This is a genomic window from Bacillus sp. AK128, from assembly GCF_053903075.1.
In genome coordinates this window covers 1,391,358-1,409,828 of sequence record NZ_CP096379.1, presented here as the reverse complement: position 1 = coordinate 1,409,828, position 18,471 = coordinate 1,391,358, and the positions used below count along the sequence as shown (strand labels likewise).

The following is an 18,471-nucleotide window of genomic DNA, read 5'->3' as shown; positions in this document are numbered from 1 at the left end:
TTCATTTTTACTACATCTTTTCGCGATTTCTATTGTTGTCGTTAACTCTGCGCCCCTTATCTAAACATATTTTAATTGTTTTCGAAATCAGATCTGGAAAGATGCCAAAGCTGATTGGGACATGCAGTCGCTCTGTCCATTGATGTGCATCCTTTCCAAAAGGACCAACATTTAAAACAGGAACTTGTAGTTTTTCGAGCTCTTCTAATGGAAGATCATAGCCTTTATTGAACAATGGCATATTCAATAGAAAAGGATGCAGTTCCTCCTTTGTTTCCCGCAATCCAACAAAACTTAAATCAGAAAGACCTGAAAAATAATGAAGCGGTTTTAATTCAATATCATATTTTTCTTTTGCATAGGATAATAGTTCTTCTTTAGTTGATGATACAACCGCATCATCACTCGATAAAACTGACGGATAATAGGGTGGACAATAGAATAACACGATCATTGGCGAAGCTTCCTTACAAAGAGCCGTTAATTCCTGGAGCATCCTAATCGAAAATTCGCGGTCATCTTCATTCAAGCGACTCGCGATTACATCCCTTTGGCGTTTTTCAACCTCTTCCCTACCGTGCTTGTTAATTGCTAGCTGGAGGAGCTGGTCATAAGTATAAACATTCACCTTTATATCTGTTTCAGTAAAAGACTCTAGCTTTCGATATTGCTCTACGTGCTTTTTGTAATGCTGTTCAATGTTGTGGACCGCCGTTTTTACTTGCTCCATTAATAAACTGGTTAGTTCGTTCAGCGACCGCTTCATAAAAAGTACGTTATATAAGGTAACTGCAGTATGCGGTATTTGCACCGAATACTCTTCTTTTAAATCCCTTTGCAAAAGACTAGTTGGTGGTGGAGTTACTTCTCCATCTACTACCTCACAAAACTCTGTATTAAGCTCCAAAGTCTTTGTTAATTCTGATACCATAAGATTCGCATTTAAGCCTGAGAATGGTTCGCCTACATGAGTTTCCTTGCCAGCGCAAAAAAATCCTGGAAGGATCTTTCCGATCGAGCCTGTGTACATATAAAAATTGTCATCACCTGGGTATTTCGAAAACATCGGTTCCGAATTTAGACAGGCTGTGTACGTAAGGTCATATGTAGATGCCAGGTTTACCAATGCTGGGATTGCACCAATCATACCTGCTGAATTCACTTCTTCGTCAGGAACGGATAATAGAAGGAGATTTCCATCAAATTCACCATCAATTGCTCTCTCAATCATGGACATCTGTAAAGTAAGACCTGCTTTCATATCCATACTTCCTCTTCCAAATAACCAATCTTCACTTTCAATATCTTCTTGAACTGCTTTTGAGAAGAGATGTTTATATTTTTTATATTCATTCGTAAGGGTTTGTGGTTGGAAGGCTAAATCCTTAAAACTTCCATAATCCCCGACTTCCACCACATCAAAGTGACTTAGAAGAATAACTGTTTTCTTGACATTCGGCTTTTTAACTAGTGCTGTTACAAACAAACGACCATCACTGATTGGATGTAACTTCAGATGGTCAGTATTTTCCTGGAAATAAGTGAGACCTTGGAGCTCAGAATGGATTAACTTGGCCATTTCCACTTCTTGAGCAGAGCCGGTTACACTAGGCATCTTAACTAATGTAGATAGCAACTGTACTAATTGTTCTTTTGACTGCCACTTTAGCATATCCTACACCTTTCTCTCGACAAATTTTCAAAGATAGTATACCACTCTTTATGAGCAGTTAACTATGTGATTAAAATTCGCAGTGATATAATGAATGGAGAAAAATAGCAATTAGTAAAGGAGAGCCTAGATGGAAGCAAAATTATTTAGTCCTTATCAAATAAAAAATGTTACCCTTAAAAATCGAATTGTTATGTCTCCCATGTGTATGTATTCCTCACATGATCAAGATGGAATGGTACAAAATTGGCATTACACTCACTATGTAAGCCGTGCTGTTGGTGGGGTAGGCTTAATTATGGTGGAGGCAACTGCTGTTACACCACAAGGTCGAATTTCGAGTGGCGATCTAGGCATTTGGAATGATGAGCATATTCCAGGGCTAGCTAAATTAGTAGATATGATGAAGGAACAAGGTGCAGCTACCTCCATACAAATTGCTCATGCCGGTCGAAAGGCCACAGTCGATGGAGAAATCCTTGCTCCTTCTTCAGTTGCTTTTAATGAAAAAATGAAAACACCAAAGGAAATGTCAATAGATGACATCAGAGAAACCGTTCAGGCATTCAAAGCTGGTGTTAACCGAGCTAAACAAGCTGGCTTTGATATCATAGAGCTTCATGGTGCACATGGATATTTAATTAATGAGTTCCTATCACCGCTTACTAATAAGAGAACCGATCAATATGGTGGGAATCAAGAAAGACGCTATCAATTCCTCCGTGAAATCATTGATGGAGTCAAACAAGTATGGGATGGCCCGCTATTTGTCAGAGTGTCAGCACATGACTACCATCCTGACGGGTTAACCCCTGAGGATTATGTTACATATGCAAAATGGATGAAGGAACAAGGTGTAGACCTTGTCGATGTAAGCTCCGGTGCTGTTGTACCAGCCCCAATTAATGTATTCCCTGGTTATCAAATCGGATTTTCAGAAACGATTAAAAATGGAGCAAATATCCCAACTGGTGTAGTTGGCCTCATTACAACAGGGAATCAAGCCGAAGAGATTTTACAAAATAATCGTGGAGATCTAGTATTTTTAGCACGCGAGCTATTAAGAGATCCTTACTGGCCAAGAACCGCCGCAAATCAGCTTGGTGTTTCAATCGAACCACCTAAACAATATGATCGTGGCTGGTAACGTTTTGGAGAACCGAAGTACATTACTTCGGTTCTTTTAAAATCTACCTATACATAACGGAGATGATCGCATGATAGCATTATTTCATGGTGCCCTATTAGCAATAGGACTTATTTTACCTTTGGGTGTTCAAAATGTATTTATATTTAATCAAGGGGCTTCGCAGCCTACTTATATAAGAGTGTTGCCTGTTATCTTAACCGCGGCTTTATGTGACAGTCTATTAATCATTTTAGCCATTTCAGGTGTATCACTATTAATCTTTAAAATTGTATGGCTTAAAAGTGTTCTGATCTGTCTCGGAATCCTTTTTCTACTTTACATGGGCTGGACCATTTGGCGCTCCACGACTCAACAAAAATTAACAGAAAACCAACAACCTTTATCACCTAAGAAACAAATCAGCTTCGCGTTGTCTGTTTCCTTGTTAAATCCTCACGCCATCCTAGATACAATTGGAGTAATAGGCACTAGTTCATTAGCTTATAGTGGTGGGGATAAATATTTATTTACAATAGGATGTATCGCCGTATCATGGCTTTGGTTTTTCCTATTAGCCTACATAGGAAGACTAACAGGCAAACTTGACTCAAGTCAGTCTCTACAACGAAATATAAACCGCATATCAGCCATAATCATTTGGGTGATAGCTGGTTTACTAGCTTTCGATTTATTATTCTAGCTCGATAACTTTTAATTTGGTATGTTTAAAACTATGTTAAAATCTGGTGTTGATTTTCGTTACAGGACACTCGCTTTCCGCGGGGCGTGCGGTGAGCCTCCTCGGCATGCGCCTGCGGGGTCTCACCTGACACGCTGCTCCCGCAGGAGTCTCGCGTCCTTTCACTACAATCAACTCTGCTAGAGAATCTTGGCTAAAAAAATAAGAAAAACTTTACGAAAATACCCAAAATAAATCATTGATTAAAATAAAGCGGGACCACTAGAGTCACCGCCTTAAAGCATATATGCATATAATTACTTTTTCTTATAGACTTAGCTTGCAGCTTCAGTTACTGCTTTTTCTTCTTTAGGAGACTTTTTACGTCGTTTTCCACCTAATGTTGAAATCCCTTTTCCGAATGAATCAAAAAGGCGATATACAGATGGAATTAACAATAACGTAATTAATGTTGCAAACATCAAACCTGAGATAATAACTGTAGCCATTGGAGCCTGGTAATTACCAGATGTCCCTGAAGCAAGCGCCAGTGGAACCATTCCACCTACAGTTGTTAAGGTGGTCATAAAGATTGGACGAACACGGTTTTTCCCAGCCTCCACCAACGCTTCCTCTACACGGTACCCTTCTTTTCGCAATTGATTGGTACGATCGATTAATAGGATCGCATTATTTAAGACAATTCCAATTAACATGACAACACCCATACCTGACATGATGCTTAGCTCCCGTTGTGTAAGGAGAAGCCCCAAAATGACTCCGACGATTGTCATTGGAATGACTGACATAACAACAAGCGGATGTGTCAGGCTATTAAACTGAACTGCCATCACTAAGTATACAAGGAAGATGGCAATTCCTAAAACCATCAGCATTTCTTGCATTAGTTTTTGTTGTTCTTCTAAATCTCCAGCCACCTCCACTGAATAGCCTGGTGAAGCTTCGAAGTTTTGAATTAGCTTTTGTACATCTCGGTTGATCGCTCCTAAATCACGTCCTTCAATATCTGCCGTAATCGTAATTAGACGCTCACCATCCACATGTGTTATTTCATTTGGTGTATCCACACTCACTAAAGAAATAAAGGTGGAAAGTTCTTTTTCACCAGTTGGTGTTGGAATTGATAAATCAAGAAGACTTCCTTTGCTGTCAATCTTCTCATCCCATTGGACAACCATTGCAAGACTTTCTTCATCAATGGTTACCTCTCCGACTGGCATTTGTAAGAAGCTCGTTTCAATAAATTGTTTAATTTGCATCTTCGATAGTCCTGCATCCTCAATTGCTTGTTCATCTAATTCAATGACTTCTTGAATCGATGTACGTTCAATTGAATTCGTGACACCGACGATTCCTTCAATTTGCTCTAGTTCACTAATAAAGTCTTGACCAATTGCTTGTAGCTCTTCAAAATTTTCACCTTTAATATTAACTTGAACAGGTGAACCGCCCCCAGCAGACATTGCACCCACTACACTCTTGACTGGAAGAGTATCTTGTAGCTTTCGCAATGAACTAAATATTTCATCATTTACTTCTTTCTGCTCTCTTGTAATATCATCACCCTTTGTCATATTAATAACGGTATATAGCATGTTCCCATTATCCATGACATAGTTTGACTCCACATCTTTTATCGAAGCAAGGGTTTCATTAATTTCGGCAACAACCTCTTCTTTTTCTTCTAGAGACAAGCCTGTTTCAACGGTAACCATTAGTTCCTGATAACGATTTAAGACATCTGGCATAATAGTCATCGGTATTTTCGTTACAAACGCTAAAGAACCGACAAACATTAAGAAAAAGATTCCGATCACTGCGAAGCTATAACGCTTTTTCTTCACTGCCCATGCAACAGTTTTACTATATCCGCGTAATAGAGGACCTTCTTTTTTAACCTTTTTCTTACCAAGCTTTAAGAAATTCTCTGACAGAGATGGAATGAGCGTAAATGCTACAACTACAGAAGCAATTAAAGTGATGGCTACTACTGCAGAAAGCATGATCATAAATTGACCCATTTCACCACCAAGTAATCCAATTGGTAGGAAGACTACAATGGTTGTTAGCATCGATGAAATAACCGCTGTTGCAACTTCTTTGGTCCCATCAATGACAGCCTGAAAATTTGAAATACCTTGTTCTTTCTTCCGATAGATTGATTCTAAGATAACAATCGATGAGTCAACCATCATCCCGATTCCAAGCCCAAGTCCAATCAATGTTAAAATATTAAAGCTATATCCAAACAACCACATTGCAGTAAACGTCAATAACACCGATGTCGGAATGGAAAGACCTACAATGATGGTAGCTCTTATATTTCGTAAAAATAATAGTAAAATCACAACCGCAATAAGACCGCCGATTAGGATATTACTAGTAACACCATCAATAGAATCTTTTACGTAATCGGCTTGAGCCACCATTTCATTAAGCTCAAACCCGTCTACTAGACCTTCTTCACGTATATTCTTTAGTTCTTCTCGTACGGCCTCTGCCATTTCAATTTGAGTAGCGTCAGACACTCGGCCTATTTGAACGAAAATAAAGTCCTTTGTACCATTTTTCCAAACGAAATTAGAATTTTCTAATGGTTGAATGGTAACCTCTGCAATTTCATCTAGGCTAATTACACCTGTAGAACTCGGAATTTTTAAGTTGTTTATGTCCTCAACATTTGTAAGTAACGTATTCCAACGCAATGATGGGGCATCCTCTTCACTGCTTAATTCTCCAACAGTTGCTTCACTATTCCCCTGTTGAATAATCCCGACTACCTGCATAATATCGATGCCTTTTTCGATCACTTTTTCTCGAGAAAATTCAATGGTTACTTCATTTTCTTGAAACCCAGAAAGCAATACATCATTAACTTCTGGAAGCTCCTCTAGCCTTGGCTCTAGAACTTCCTTACCGAAAGCCGTGATTTCTTCCATATCTCCAGCTGATAGGTCCATGAAGAAGTCATAGCTTTGCGTCGTTCCCGCTTGGTCTGCGACAACGTCCTTCACACCTGGCAAATTAGATGTGGCTGTGGTCACTACTGTCTGAATCTCTTTTGTCACATCATCCCCACGACCACTTTCGATGATTACCTGTAGAGAGCTCCGACCAATATTTGTTGTTGACGTTACTCCTTCTACTCCATCAATCCCCAAAATCTTCTGTTCTAATGGAGTTGTAATCGTACGCTCAACCTCAATCGCCGCCATTTCTCCAGCATTCACACTTACATAAGCAGCATCAAACACAATCGGTGGCATTAGCTCCTTATCTAACTTAGTAAGTGAAAAGCTACCGACAACTAAAACCAATACTACCAATAATCCAATTAAAATTTTACGTTCAACAATAAACTTCAATAAATTCAAAAAAACTCCTCCAGTTCCAATTAACCTAAATCTATAAACCTAACAATTTTAAAATCTCACACAAGAAGTTATTATAACTCAAAAATGGTAAAATAATACTATTTTTACATAAATTTAACATTTGTAGATTTAATTGGAACTAGCACGTTCAAATAATTAAATAGATTGTATGAACGGGATTCTTAGGAGTCAATTTTTATTGACAATAAATATAAAATAAAAAGCCCTTAATCATTTGGGCTTTTTAACAGGAAACATTGAAAAAGTGAAAGGCTATAAATTGGTTTCACCATTAACTTTCTTTCTTTCAAACCATTTATCTACTAGCTGAAGTAACTCATCCTTAAATTCCTCTACCTGCTCCTGAGTCAAATCTTTCTTTAACTCCATTAAAACATCATTTTTCTGTTGGTTCTCACTTTCCTCAAACAATGTTTATAGATTATAGTTGGCTAGCTGTTCACCCCATGGTGCCATTTCCGTTTCAACGAAACCAGCCTTCTCATAGGTTACTTTAGCACCAATATTTAACGGATGATACCCAATCATAATGAGGGAATTATTTGTTGTATTCATTTCTTTAATTTTTGAAATAACCAGCTCTACTGCTTTCTTTCCATAGCCGTTGCCCTGGTATTCCTTATCAATCATGAGACGATAGATCCAGTAGTTCCCATCATCAGGATCGATACCAAACAGCGTAAAGCCAATCAGTAATTCATCTAAATAGACACCCATTGCTTGGAAATTCTCTAAAAACTGAACCTCTGCAATAGAGTACAAATTTGATGCCATATAACTCTTTTGTTCCTCGGTTACTGATAACGCGATGGCGTCCTCCCAGTTATCTCGATTAATGCTTTTTAGGGATAAATTCAAAAAATGCACCTCATTAGTAAGATTTAATGCCGTTCACAAACCTATCTTGTAAAGGACATTCATAGTTTAATTAGCTATGAAGTGATGATTCTCCTTCTTATATTGAATAATTTTCGACATCATCTCTGATTTATAAAACAGGCTTTATAGGAATTAGTTAAAGACTTTCGTTACTTACTTTCCTTGGTAAGGCGATGAAGCATATTTCACTTTTGTAAAACGCTTTAAGAAGAAGAGCTTTTTATGTTAAATACCTCAATATGATATGATAAATAGGAAACGCAGAACAGAAAGGAGAAATACGAATGGAAAAGTCGGAATTTTTAGAACAGCTACAATCACTAGCAGCGATTCAGGGCGCACCTGGTCAAGAAATGAATGTTGTTAAGGCACTGGTAGAGCTTTTTTCACCCTATGCAGATTCAGTAGAGGTTGACCATATGGGAAATCTTTATGCATATATGAAAGGCAATAAACCTGGACCAACTGTTATGGTTTCTGCCCACTCGGATGAAATTGGGTGTGTGGTTCGTGATATTGATGAGAGAGGTTTTATTAGAATTGAACGTACCGGTGGAATGATTGAATCCTTGTTAATTGGTCGTAAAGTAAATGTGAATGGCCATTTTGGAGTAGTTGGAGTAAAGGCAGGACACCTTCAAACTCCAGAGGAACGAACGCGAATTCCATCCATTTACGAACTGTATGTTGATGTTGGTGCTACTTCAAAAGAAGAAATACATAATATTGGGATTCAAATTGGAGACCAAATTACATATGTAAGTGAAATAGAACAGTTTACAAACCCAGACTTAATTTGTGGAAAAGCAATCGATAACCGTTCTTGCTGTGTATTATTACTTCAATTATTTAAAGCATTACATGGAGGGAAGGATTTCGCTGGAACTCTGGTTGGCGTGATTGCCGTTCAAGAAGAAGTGGGGTTACGTGGTGCCAAGATAGCAACTTATAAAGTAAATCCTGATTTTGCAATCGTATTAGATACCATTCCTTGTGCTGATACTCCAGACAGCTTAAACAGTGGATATCCAGTTGGGATTGGTAGAGGACCAGTATTCCCTGCACTAGCTGGCGGTTCTGTAAGGGGTAACCTAATGTCACCTCAATTTAAGAAATTACTAATACGTTATGCTAATGAATTGGATATACCTTATCAGCTAGCGGTTATGACAGGTGCAACAACGGACTTAGCTGCTGTCCATTTAGAAAGAGAGGGAGTTCTTGCTGGTGCCATCACATTTGCTAGACGGTATTCACATTCCCCAGTAGAGGTTGCTCATTTACGAGATTTTGAACTAGGCTTTTTGTTACTTAAAAGAATAATTACGGATAATGAAAACTGGGGAGAACTTGGTTTTATTTAAATGTAGGAAAGGAAGAAAAGATGCTTAAGAAATTAACTCTGCAAACTAACAAGCGAGATGAAATGCTTGAAGTGACAGAAATTGTACATGGCTTTATCCGAGAGAAGAACATTCAAGAAGGTGTAGTGGTGGTTTATTGTCCCCACACTACAGCTGGAATCACCATCAACGAAAATGCAGATCCAGACGTAAAAAGGGATATGCTACGTCGTTTTGACGAAGTGTACCCGTGGATCAATAAGCATGACCGTCATGCTGAGGGTAATACTGCTGCTCATATGAAAGCTAGCACGGTAGGGGTTTCACAGCAAGTAATTGTAACAGGTGGCAAGTTACTGTTAGGAATGTGGCAAGGCATTTATTTTTGTGAGTTTGACGGTCCGCGCCAGCGAAATTTCTACATAAAAGTACTATAGTTTAAGCTCTATTCGAAAACTTGTTTCTTTTGGGATTTTTTTAGTTAGGATGAAGAACCAGTTTATAAGTGAGCAACCTTCATTTTGATCAATGAGTAAGCCAGCAAAAAAAGCTGGCTTTTATTATTTTCGAAACCCTTTTCATTGTAATTATGCAAGCTAATTAGTACAATAAAAAAATAACAGAATTTTCAGTACAAGGAGGTAAACTAATGGATTCCCTTGAAGAAAAAGCATTATTAGAACGTACAAAAGATGCCATTAAAGCTCATCAAATGAAGCCTGAAGAGTTATTTCTGTTTAAGCTTTTTAACTTTACATTTGATTATGATGATGAAAATGAAGTGTGTACGATGGAGGTACCCCTTCACGAGATCATGCTTGGTCCGTTGCGCTTTATTCATGGAGGATTTATTACTTACTTAGCAGATACATGTATGGGTCACCTTTGCTTTAAGTATCTTGATTCACCATTTGTAGCTCTTGAGCTAAAAACTCAATATTTAAAATCTGTTCAAGAAGGAACCGTTGTGGCTGAAGCGAGGTTTAGGCAAAAAGGAAAGACAATTATTTTCATCGACTGTGAGGTTAAAACAAAGGAAGGCTTACCCCTATCTACTGTTTCAGCAACATTCTATGTCCTACCTAACCAAAACAAGTAGTAACTATTTTTATTGGCCATTCGGCCTTTTTTAAATTGAAATGTAAACCTACTTTTCAGCCTTAAAATTAATTTGTGCCCTTTTAACAGTGGTCTATGAAATCTATTTAGTGAGTATTAGATAATAATATCTCGCATCTTGGAGTGAAGTCCTTAAATCAAATGATGCTTCTACGGCAAAGTATATCGCAATCCCGGCTAAAACAGCTTTCTTACAGAAAGAGAGAAGAGAAAATAAACCCAATAGGAATGGATGTCCAAAGCAAAAAGTTAATGAGTATAATCTTTATATATGAAGTATTTTCTACTTTCACTTTTGTAAAAGACCTCCAAACTAACATCAACCCTAACATCCATATTGGTAAAATTAAGAAGAATTGGGGTGCTACAAATCTTTTGTCCGTATAATTTTCACCTATTGCACCTTCTGCAAAAAATAACGATATGAAAAATGTAATTAAACCACAAAAAATGATATTACTTATTACTAGAAAAGACTTCATTGTACACACCTTTCTTTACCACTCCTACTTTTTGGGAGCTGGCATTCATTCCTTATTCGAGATCGTTATATCTAGCTTTTTATTTATTTCTTCTAGTAATTGATTCCGTTTGTCTTGTCTTTCCAACACTTTATCGGTCAACTTTTCTAATGTCGTCGTAATAGACCACAATGAAATTAATATAAATAACATGATTCCGAAAACCATAATCAACCCCCTAACCGATTAGAAGACTTACAAACAGTCTTTCTCCTAAAAAGATGACTCCCATAATAGTATTCTGGATAAGGAAAATATATCCTGCAAAATCGTTAATTCAGGATAAATAAAAAAGAGGTACTCATCGAAACTCGATTTGTACCTCTTAATTTATATGGTCTTTACTTCGTTTTAAATTTACTCAAATTGCGATTTAGTTCTTCTGCTAACTGAGCAAGAGAAGCAGCAGATGCTGTTACTTCTTCCATTGTTGCTAGTTGTTCTTCGTTTGCAGCGGAACTTTCTTCACTAAATCTTGCACTTTCCTTAGCAATCTCTGAAACCTCTGTTACGGATGAAAGTACTTGGCCACTTACCGTAGTCATCTGTTCAATGGCTGATGCCACTTCGGTAACAGTGCTTGAGACCTTTTCATTTAATTGTTGGATCGATTGGAACGCTTCAGATACATCATGTGTGAAGGTAATTCCTTTTTCTACTCTTTCTTGACCATCCTTCATTGAGGAAACAGCTTGTCCTGTTTCCTGTTGAATTTCGTGAATCATTTTTGTAATTTGTTCTGCAGATTTACGAGACTCTTCTGCAAGTTTACGAACCTCATCTGCTACCACAGCAAAGCCTTTTCCATGCTCACCTGCACGTGCTGCTTCAATTGCTGCATTTAATGCTAATAAATTCGTTTGGTCAGAAATTGACGTGATTAGCTCTAAAATGCTACTAATTTCACCAGACAAATCACCTAGCTTGGAAATTCTAGTTGATGTTTCTCTTACAGAGCTCTGAATTTGATTCATTTGGTCTACAACCATTGTTACCTTACTAGAACCACTAGTCGTAGCGGTTAATGCTTCTTTCGTGAGACCATTCATTTCTCTACCGTTTTGCGATACTTGGGTCAAGCCTGCAGATAACTGTTGCATCGAAGCTAATACATCTTCAGAGCTTGCTAATTGGTTATTTGCTCCTTCAGCTGCAGATTGTGCCATTGCTGAAACTTGTTCAGCTGCTCTCGTGCTTTGTTCAGAGCTTGCTGATAACTCTTCACTAGCTGCTGTTAATTGATAGGTTGACTCTTCGACTTGTCCAATTAGACCTCTTAACTTATAAACTAGTTGGTTTACAGAGGTTACTAATATTCCAAGTTCATTTTTCGCCTTCGTTTTTAATTCAGCCTGACTGAAATCACCTTCAGCCATCTTTTGCATACGATCAGTCACTTGTAGGATTGGAAGAGTGATCCTTCTTGCCATAAATAAGGCAACTAAAACACCTAATAAAATCCCTGCTCCTGCTAAAATAAAATTAATGATGATAAGTGTATTTCCAAAGGTTATTAGCTCATCAGTTAAAGCTTCTATTTTGGCTTCTCTTTCATCCGCTAGTACTGTAAAACCTCCTGCAATTTCTCTTCCAAGCGGAGTTACATGCTGACGTAATACAGACAATGCAAAGCTTGCACTACCTGACTCAACCTGCTTCACTAGCTTTTCATCAATCATTGCCACCAACTCACCACTCATTTCAACGAGTTTAGTAGCTTCCTCTGAGTTTACTTTCTTTAGCAGCTCCTCTTCAAGTAATTTACTTTCTTCAGAAACTGCAATGAATTGGTCTAGATATTCTTGGTCTTCAAATAGTACATATCCACGAATTAAACCAATTCTCTCTTGAATATTACCGCTAAGTTTCACATTATTTACTAGCAGTTTAGACTCTACTTCTATCATTTCTTCTACTTTTTGATTGTAATTAACAATCATTGCATTAGTCCCGATTGACACGACGGTAAGAATAACTAAAATAATTCCAAAAGAAAATAAGATGTTCCATTTTAAGCTTTTCATACAAGTTAACTCTCCTCATTGATGGAATGGTGTGGAAAACTCTTGCTGTTTGCTACAATTTTCGATATATTTCTACAATATTAGATTAATTATCATACTTTCGCACTAGACTGTCAATGAGTTTTCTGAATTCTTCCTATTGCTTTTTAGATCTCTTTTGACCCACACGATAACCTATCCATAGCAATACCACACCATAAATTAAGAAAAAGAAGATAATAATGGGGTGGGTAATGATTGCTGTTAAACCTGCTGAGAAAAGCCCTGGAATATTTAAATTACTAAGATGTTCTATAAGACTACCATTCTCGTAAAGGAAATAAACAAAAACGATTATCAAGCCTATTAATAGAAAAAAAGTTGCTCTCATTGCTCTAATTGCTACTATTTTTGTATCTTCAGCTTTCTTACGCTTATTTGCTTTTCCGGTTCTCTTTTTTGTAATATGTTGAATTGGCATCTTATCTAGTCACCTGCCTTATATTTTCCTAAAAGTTCTTTTTCGTGTTTCGAGTGCGCGTTTATAAGGGCTTTGATCTTATAGCTCCAATGGGATAATTGGACAGAAACGATGCTATTCTACAGGGATCCTTGACTCCTTCGTTAATTCAGCATCTGGTTCCTGTCCCCCGTAACTTTACAATGTCTAACTACAAAATCGTTTTCATCTTGACCCTTTCCCCTTTCGATTAATAGGAAAGGAGAAGAAGTCATAAGCTATATCAACATTTGAGAACACTTGTTTAGCTTCATCCACTAAAGAGTCAATATCTTCCTTTTGATAACGAGAGCTGATATGGGTTAATAAAAGCTTATCAACGTTTGCCCTTTTAGCAACAGTAGCAGCTTGGAGAGTAGAGGAATGAAAATAATCATAAGCAAGTCCTGTTTCCTCTTGACTAAAGGTAGCTTCGTGAATAAGGACATCCGCATTCTTGGCAAGCTCCACGCTTTGTTCACAATACCTGGTGTCACCTAAAACCGTAATAACTCTCCCTGGAATTGGTTCACCAATAAACTCTTTACCGTCTATCACTCTACCATCAGAAAGAGTAATTGTTTCACCAAGCTTAAGTTGTTTAAAATGTGGTCCTTCTGGAATGCATTCTTTTTTCAATTTATCTACAAGTAAAGTACCTGGTAATTCCTTTTCTTGAATTCGATAACCAAAACTCGGGATTCCGTGTTCTAGTTGCTTTGCCTCTACAATAAATTGATGGTCTTCAAACAGAATGCCTTCCTCAATTTCAATCACTTCAATTGGGTACCGTAGATGAGTACGACTAATCTTGATCGTGACCTCTACAAACTCCCTTAACCCAGTGGGTCCGTATATTGTTAACGGAGTTTCTCCACCTTGAAAGGAACGACTTCCGAGTAGCCCTGGTAAACCATATATATGATCTCCATGTAAGTGAGTAATAAATATTTTTTCAATTCGACGAGGCCGTATGGACGTATGAAGTATTTGGTGCTGAGTAGCCTCCCCGCAATCAAATAACCAAGTCACACCTCGTTCTTCGAGGAGCTGTAAAGCAATAGAAGTCACATTTCGTTCCTTTGCTGGTATCCCTGCTCCTGTTCCTAAAAATATTAATTCCATTCAGGTAACACTCCCTAACGATCATCTTGTAAAAAATCCTTATTAAAACTGGTCCCCTTGCTTTTAGGTTCTTCAGTTTTAGATGGTAATCCCCTTTTTATTACGTTTTGCCCAAATTTAGTTTGTAGCTTTTCAATCGTTTGAAACAATGGTTCCTTTTTGGCATCTTCTTGGTATGTAAATATATCTAACTGTTTATAGGCTTCGTTTTTTTCAAGTAAGTCCTGAGTGGTAATCCCTAGTAAACGGACGGGTTCCTCATTCCAATGTTTTTTCCAAAGTTGCTGAATCACCAATAGTATATCCTTCGATTCTACTATCGGATTCCCCACTTTTTTACTACGTGTTATCGTCTTCCGGTCGTGGTAACGAATGGTTAATTGAATGGTCCTCGCTAAGGACTCTTTTCTTTTTAACCTTCTTGATACAGATTCTGATAAGCGTTGTAAGACAGTGAATATTTCTTGTTCATCAGTTGTGTCTGACCTTAATGTAGTTGAATTGCCAATACTCTTGAATTCATATATAGCATCTGGATCTACAGGACGATCATCGATTCCGTTAGCTCTAGATTTAAGACGCTCTCCATTAATTCCAAGTAATCCTTTTAGCTGCCTGACATCGGCTTCTGCTAAATCTCCAATTGTCATGATATTAAAGGGCTTTAATTTCTCTGCCGTTTTATTCCCAACCCCATGCATCTCTGCAACAGGAAGAGGCCATAGCTTTTCTTTCACATCACGTTTTCTTAGTACAGTTATACCAAGTGGCTTCTTCATATCGGATGCCATCTTAGCAAGAAATTTATTAGGAGCAACCCCAATCGAACAGGGTAGTTTATAGTTTTCTTTTAGTTCTAATTGAATTCTTCGAGCAAGTTCGAGAGGCGTACCTTGTTCAAAACAGTCAGTGATATCCATATACCCTTCATCAATTGAAACAGGCTGGACCATATCTGTATAACTGCGAAGATACTCAAACATAGCTAGTGAAGCACTACGATAACGATCAAAATTAGGAGTTTTAACTATTAATTGAGGACAAATCCGTTTTGCCTCCCATAACGGCATTGTCGTTTTTATTCCTAAAGCTCTTGCTTCATAGCTGCAGGTAACGATAATCCCTCTTCGCTCCTCTGGATTACCAGCAATAGCCAGCGGCTTTCCAGACAGAGAGGGATCATGCGCAATCTCCACTGAAGCATAAAAGCTATTCATATCAACATGAAGAATCACTCGACCTTTTTTAGGATACATTTGTTTCATCATAACACCTTTAATTACCCTTATTTATTACCATTATCATAAGCCCTTTTAAAGGAGTAAAGCAAATAAGAAAAAGAGTAGCAGCAAGAGAGATTAATACATACAGCAACATATTGATACTTAGGTAAAAATCGGGCTTTTGGAATTTCTAACAAACTATATGAAAACAGCTTTACGAATAGAGCATAAAAAAAGACCCAACAAAGGGTCTAGTTTAACTGCTTATTTACCTCTACCATATCTTCTAACGAATTCATTAACTTAGACGGTTCGATTAGAGTCAATAATCTACCTTCTAAATTAGCAACTCCCATCAAAAATGAGTTTTGAAGAGATGCCATCATGTTAAGTTGCTGGACAGAGTTTTCTGGGATATTAATAATTTCCTTTGCGTCATCTACTATTAAACCAAAAGAAACGTTTTCAGTGTTTAGGATGATCATTCTAGTTTGATCTGTTTGTTCTGATTTCTTTCCATATAAAATCTGACTTGCGTCCAGAATTGGGGTAACTTCACCACGGATTGTTGTGACACCATTCATATATTCTGGCATATTCGGTACAGCTGTGAGTGGTTGCAACTTTTCGATTGACACAACAAACTGAATCGGGATCCCGTATTCTTCTTCCTTAGTTTGAAATACGACCACTTTATCGAGTGTAAGCTTTTCTGTCATAGTACGACCTCCATCATTTATCTCTAGCTGTCTTTACACCTATTATACTATACGTATGTCGGATTTTGTAGAGGTTCCAATTTTTCTATGAACCCGCTCACTTCATGTGTCAAAAAAAATTCACTTTTATGTTCTCAAATCTATGAAATCGCATACATCTTTACTATACATAGTTTATATACACCAATGCACCTATTTAGAAAGAGGAGGAATGTACATGATTTATACTCAGCCAGGTCAAGATGGAGCTAAGGTTAATTTTAAGAGTCGTTATGAAAACTTTATTGGTGGAAAATGGACACCACCAGTAAACGGACAATACTTTGAAAATGTGACACCCGTAACTGGGAAAGCATTTTGCGAAGTGGCCCGTTCTTCATCAGCTGACATTGAACTAGCATTAGATGCAGCACATGAAGCAAAGGGTGCTTGGGGGCGTACTTCGGTAACAGAAAGAGCCAATATATTAAATAAAATTGCTGATAGAATCGAGCAAAATTTAGAATTACTTGCTGTTGCAGAAACATGGGATAATGGAAAACCAGTCCGTGAAACACTTGCTGCTGATCTACCACTGGCAGTAGATCATTTCCGCTACTTTGCAGGGACAGTTCGTGCTCAGGAGGGGGCTTTATCAGAAATCGATCAGGATACAGTAGCCTATCATTACCACGAGCCACTAGGTGTAGTTGGACAAATTATCCCTTGGAATTTCCCTATATTAATGGCTGTTTGGAAGCTTGCACCTGCACTTGCTGCTGGTAACTGTGTGGTCTTAAAACCGGCAGAACAAACTCCTACTTCAATTTTAGTCTTAATGGAGTTAATTGAGGATTTACTTCCTCCAGGAGTTGTGAATATTGTTAATGGGTTTGGTGTTGAAGCTGGTAAACCTCTGGCATCGAGCAGCCGAGTAGCAAAAGTAGCCTTTACTGGTGAAACAACAACTGGACGTTTAATTATGCAATATGCTTCGCAAAATCTTATTCCTGTTACATTAGAGCTTGGTGGAAAATCACCTAATATCTTCTTTGAAGATGTAATGGCACAAGATGATGATTTCTTAGATAAAGCGGTTGAAGGCTTTGTTATGTTTGCTTTAAACCAAGGTGAGGTTTGTACTTGTCCTTCTCGTGCGTTAATTCACGAAAACATTTATGATCGTTTTATGGAAAAAGCGCTCGCTCGAGTTGCTCAGATTAAGCAAGGAAATCCATTAGATACAGACACGATGATTGGAGCACAAGCTTCTACAGAACAACTTGAAAAAATCCTCTCTTACTTTGAAATCGGTAAGCAAGAGGGTGCAGAGGTTCTTGCCGGAGGAGAAAGAAACTATTTAGCTGGAGATCTCGAAGGGGGATATTACGTTAAGCCTACTGTTTTTAAGGGTAACAACAATATGCGAATCTTCCAAGAAGAAATCTTTGGACCAGTTGTATCTGTTACAACTTTCAAAGATCCAGCTGAAGCTCTTGCTATTGCCAATGATACGCTATATGGATTAGGCGCTGGAGTGTGGACTAGAGATGTCAACACTGCCTATCGATTTGGACGTGAAATTCAGGCTGGGCGCGTGTGGACAAATTGCTATCATGCCTACCCTGCTCATGCTGCCTTTGGTGGATATAAATCATCCGGAATTGGTCGTGAAAACCATAAAATGATGTTAAGTCATTATCAACAAACAAAGAATTTACTTGTCAGCTATAGCCCACAAAAATTAGGATTCTTTTAATAAATGGTCGAAAAAGTAACCGCAACCGACAAGGCAGTCCAGCTCATCCAGCATTTACGGTCCATTCATGGAGATTTACTGTTTCATCAATCAGGAGGCTGCTGTGACGGTAGCTCTCCGATGTGCTATCCAAAAGATGACTTTTTAATTGGTGATGCTGACGTATTGCTAGGATTTATAAGTGAAACCCCTTTTTATATGAGTAAGGCTCAATATGAATACTGGAAACACACACAATTAATCATTGATGTAGTTCCGGGTAGAGGTGGCATGTTTTCCTTAGAAGGTCCAGAAGGTGTAAGGTTTCTAACTAGATCAAGAGTGTTTACAGTGGAAGAACGTAACTCTCTAAAATAATATAAAAAACTGATGCACCGAGTGTAGAAACACTTGAGCGCATCAGTTT

At 37.9% G+C, this 18,471-nt stretch carries 16 protein-coding genes; 7 read left to right on the top strand and 9 right to left on the bottom strand.

Annotation, left to right across the window (positions count from 1 at the left end; genetic code table 11):
• Positions 1-10: 10 nt before the first annotated feature.
• Entirely contained in the window at positions 11-1,672 is a 1,662-nt protein-coding gene (locus tag M1D60_RS06760; RefSeq protein ID WP_456278402.1) for a M20/M25/M40 family metallo-hydrolase, read from the bottom strand.
• Between the two features lie 130 nt (positions 1,673-1,802).
• On the opposite strand from M1D60_RS06760, the gene namA reads away from it, so the two are divergent.
• Both namA and M1D60_RS06750 read left to right on the top strand, forming a co-directional pair.
• Positions 1,803-2,819 (top strand): NADPH dehydrogenase NamA, encoded by a 1,017-nt coding sequence (gene namA / locus M1D60_RS06755; RefSeq protein WP_456278401.1) that lies wholly within the window; start codon positions 1,803-1,805, stop codon positions 2,817-2,819.
• A 70-nt stretch (positions 2,820-2,889) separates the two neighbouring features.
• Positions 2,890-3,501 (top strand): LysE/ArgO family amino acid transporter, encoded by a 612-nt coding sequence (locus M1D60_RS06750; RefSeq protein WP_456278400.1) that lies wholly within the window; start codon positions 2,890-2,892, stop codon positions 3,499-3,501.
• Between the two features lie 314 nt (positions 3,502-3,815).
• On the opposite strand, the gene M1D60_RS06745 is transcribed toward M1D60_RS06750, so the two are convergent.
• Together M1D60_RS06745 and M1D60_RS06740 are read right to left on the bottom strand one after the other, a co-directional pair.
• Positions 3,816-6,875 (bottom strand): efflux RND transporter permease subunit, encoded by a 3,060-nt coding sequence (locus tag M1D60_RS06745; protein ID WP_456278399.1) that lies wholly within the window; start codon positions 6,873-6,875, stop codon positions 3,816-3,818.
• 435 nt (positions 6,876-7,310) lie between these two features.
• Complete coding sequence (locus tag M1D60_RS06740; protein WP_456278398.1) at positions 7,311-7,754, bottom strand: GNAT family N-acetyltransferase; 444 nt, start codon at positions 7,752-7,754, stop codon at positions 7,311-7,313.
• A 305-nt stretch (positions 7,755-8,059) separates the two neighbouring features.
• Between M1D60_RS06740 and M1D60_RS06735 the strand changes: the two genes are divergently transcribed.
• The 3 genes from M1D60_RS06735 (at position 8,060) to M1D60_RS06725 (ending at position 10,217) form a co-directional block, all read left to right on the top strand.
• The gene (locus M1D60_RS06735) at positions 8,060-9,139 is read left to right on the top strand and encodes a M42 family metallopeptidase (RefSeq protein ID WP_456278397.1); all 1,080 of its coding nucleotides are present in this window, start codon (positions 8,060-8,062) and stop codon (positions 9,137-9,139) included.
• A 20-nt stretch (positions 9,140-9,159) separates the two neighbouring features.
• Positions 9,160-9,555: a secondary thiamine-phosphate synthase enzyme YjbQ gene (locus M1D60_RS06730; RefSeq protein ID WP_456278396.1), complete on the top strand. Its 396-nt coding sequence runs from the start codon at positions 9,160-9,162 to the stop codon at positions 9,553-9,555.
• Positions 9,556-9,767: 212 nt separating this feature from the next.
• Complete coding sequence (locus tag M1D60_RS06725) at positions 9,768-10,217, top strand: PaaI family thioesterase (protein ID WP_456278395.1); 450 nt, start codon at positions 9,768-9,770, stop codon at positions 10,215-10,217.
• 547 nt (positions 10,218-10,764) lie between these two features.
• Here the strand turns inward: M1D60_RS06725 and M1D60_RS06720 are convergent.
• The 6 genes from M1D60_RS06720 to M1D60_RS06695 all read right to left on the bottom strand — a co-directional run bounded on the left by M1D60_RS06720 (position 10,765) and on the right by M1D60_RS06695 (position 16,327).
• On the bottom strand, positions 10,765-10,926 hold the full coding sequence (locus M1D60_RS06720) for a hypothetical protein (protein ID WP_456278394.1): 162 nt from the start codon (positions 10,924-10,926) through the stop codon (positions 10,765-10,767).
• A gap of 173 nt (positions 10,927-11,099) precedes the next feature.
• Positions 11,100-12,134: a methyl-accepting chemotaxis protein gene (locus tag M1D60_RS06715; protein ID WP_456279373.1), complete on the bottom strand. Its 1,035-nt coding sequence runs from the start codon at positions 12,132-12,134 to the stop codon at positions 11,100-11,102.
• Positions 12,135-12,918: 784 nt separating this feature from the next.
• Positions 12,919-13,242: a hypothetical protein gene (locus tag M1D60_RS06710; RefSeq protein WP_456278393.1), complete on the bottom strand. Its 324-nt coding sequence runs from the start codon at positions 13,240-13,242 to the stop codon at positions 12,919-12,921.
• A gap of 204 nt (positions 13,243-13,446) precedes the next feature.
• Positions 13,447-14,385, bottom strand: a complete 939-nt coding sequence (rnz, locus tag M1D60_RS06705; RefSeq protein ID WP_456278392.1) for a ribonuclease Z — start codon at positions 14,383-14,385, stop codon at positions 13,447-13,449.
• 14 nt (positions 14,386-14,399) lie between these two features.
• On the bottom strand, positions 14,400-15,650 hold the full coding sequence (locus M1D60_RS06700; protein ID WP_456279372.1) for a DNA polymerase IV: 1,251 nt from the start codon (positions 15,648-15,650) through the stop codon (positions 14,400-14,402).
• A gap of 209 nt (positions 15,651-15,859) precedes the next feature.
• Positions 15,860-16,327: a chemotaxis protein CheW gene (locus tag M1D60_RS06695; protein ID WP_456278391.1), complete on the bottom strand. Its 468-nt coding sequence runs from the start codon at positions 16,325-16,327 to the stop codon at positions 15,860-15,862.
• A 217-nt stretch (positions 16,328-16,544) separates the two neighbouring features.
• Between M1D60_RS06695 and adh the strand changes: the two genes are divergently transcribed.
• Together adh and M1D60_RS06685 are read left to right on the top strand one after the other, a co-directional pair.
• Positions 16,545-18,065, top strand: a complete 1,521-nt coding sequence (gene adh / locus M1D60_RS06690) for an aldehyde dehydrogenase (RefSeq protein WP_456278390.1) — start codon at positions 16,545-16,547, stop codon at positions 18,063-18,065.
• A gap of 3 nt (positions 18,066-18,068) precedes the next feature.
• The gene (locus tag M1D60_RS06685; protein WP_456278389.1) at positions 18,069-18,422 is read left to right on the top strand and encodes a DUF779 domain-containing protein; all 354 of its coding nucleotides are present in this window, start codon (positions 18,069-18,071) and stop codon (positions 18,420-18,422) included.
• Positions 18,423-18,471 lie beyond the last annotated feature (49 nt).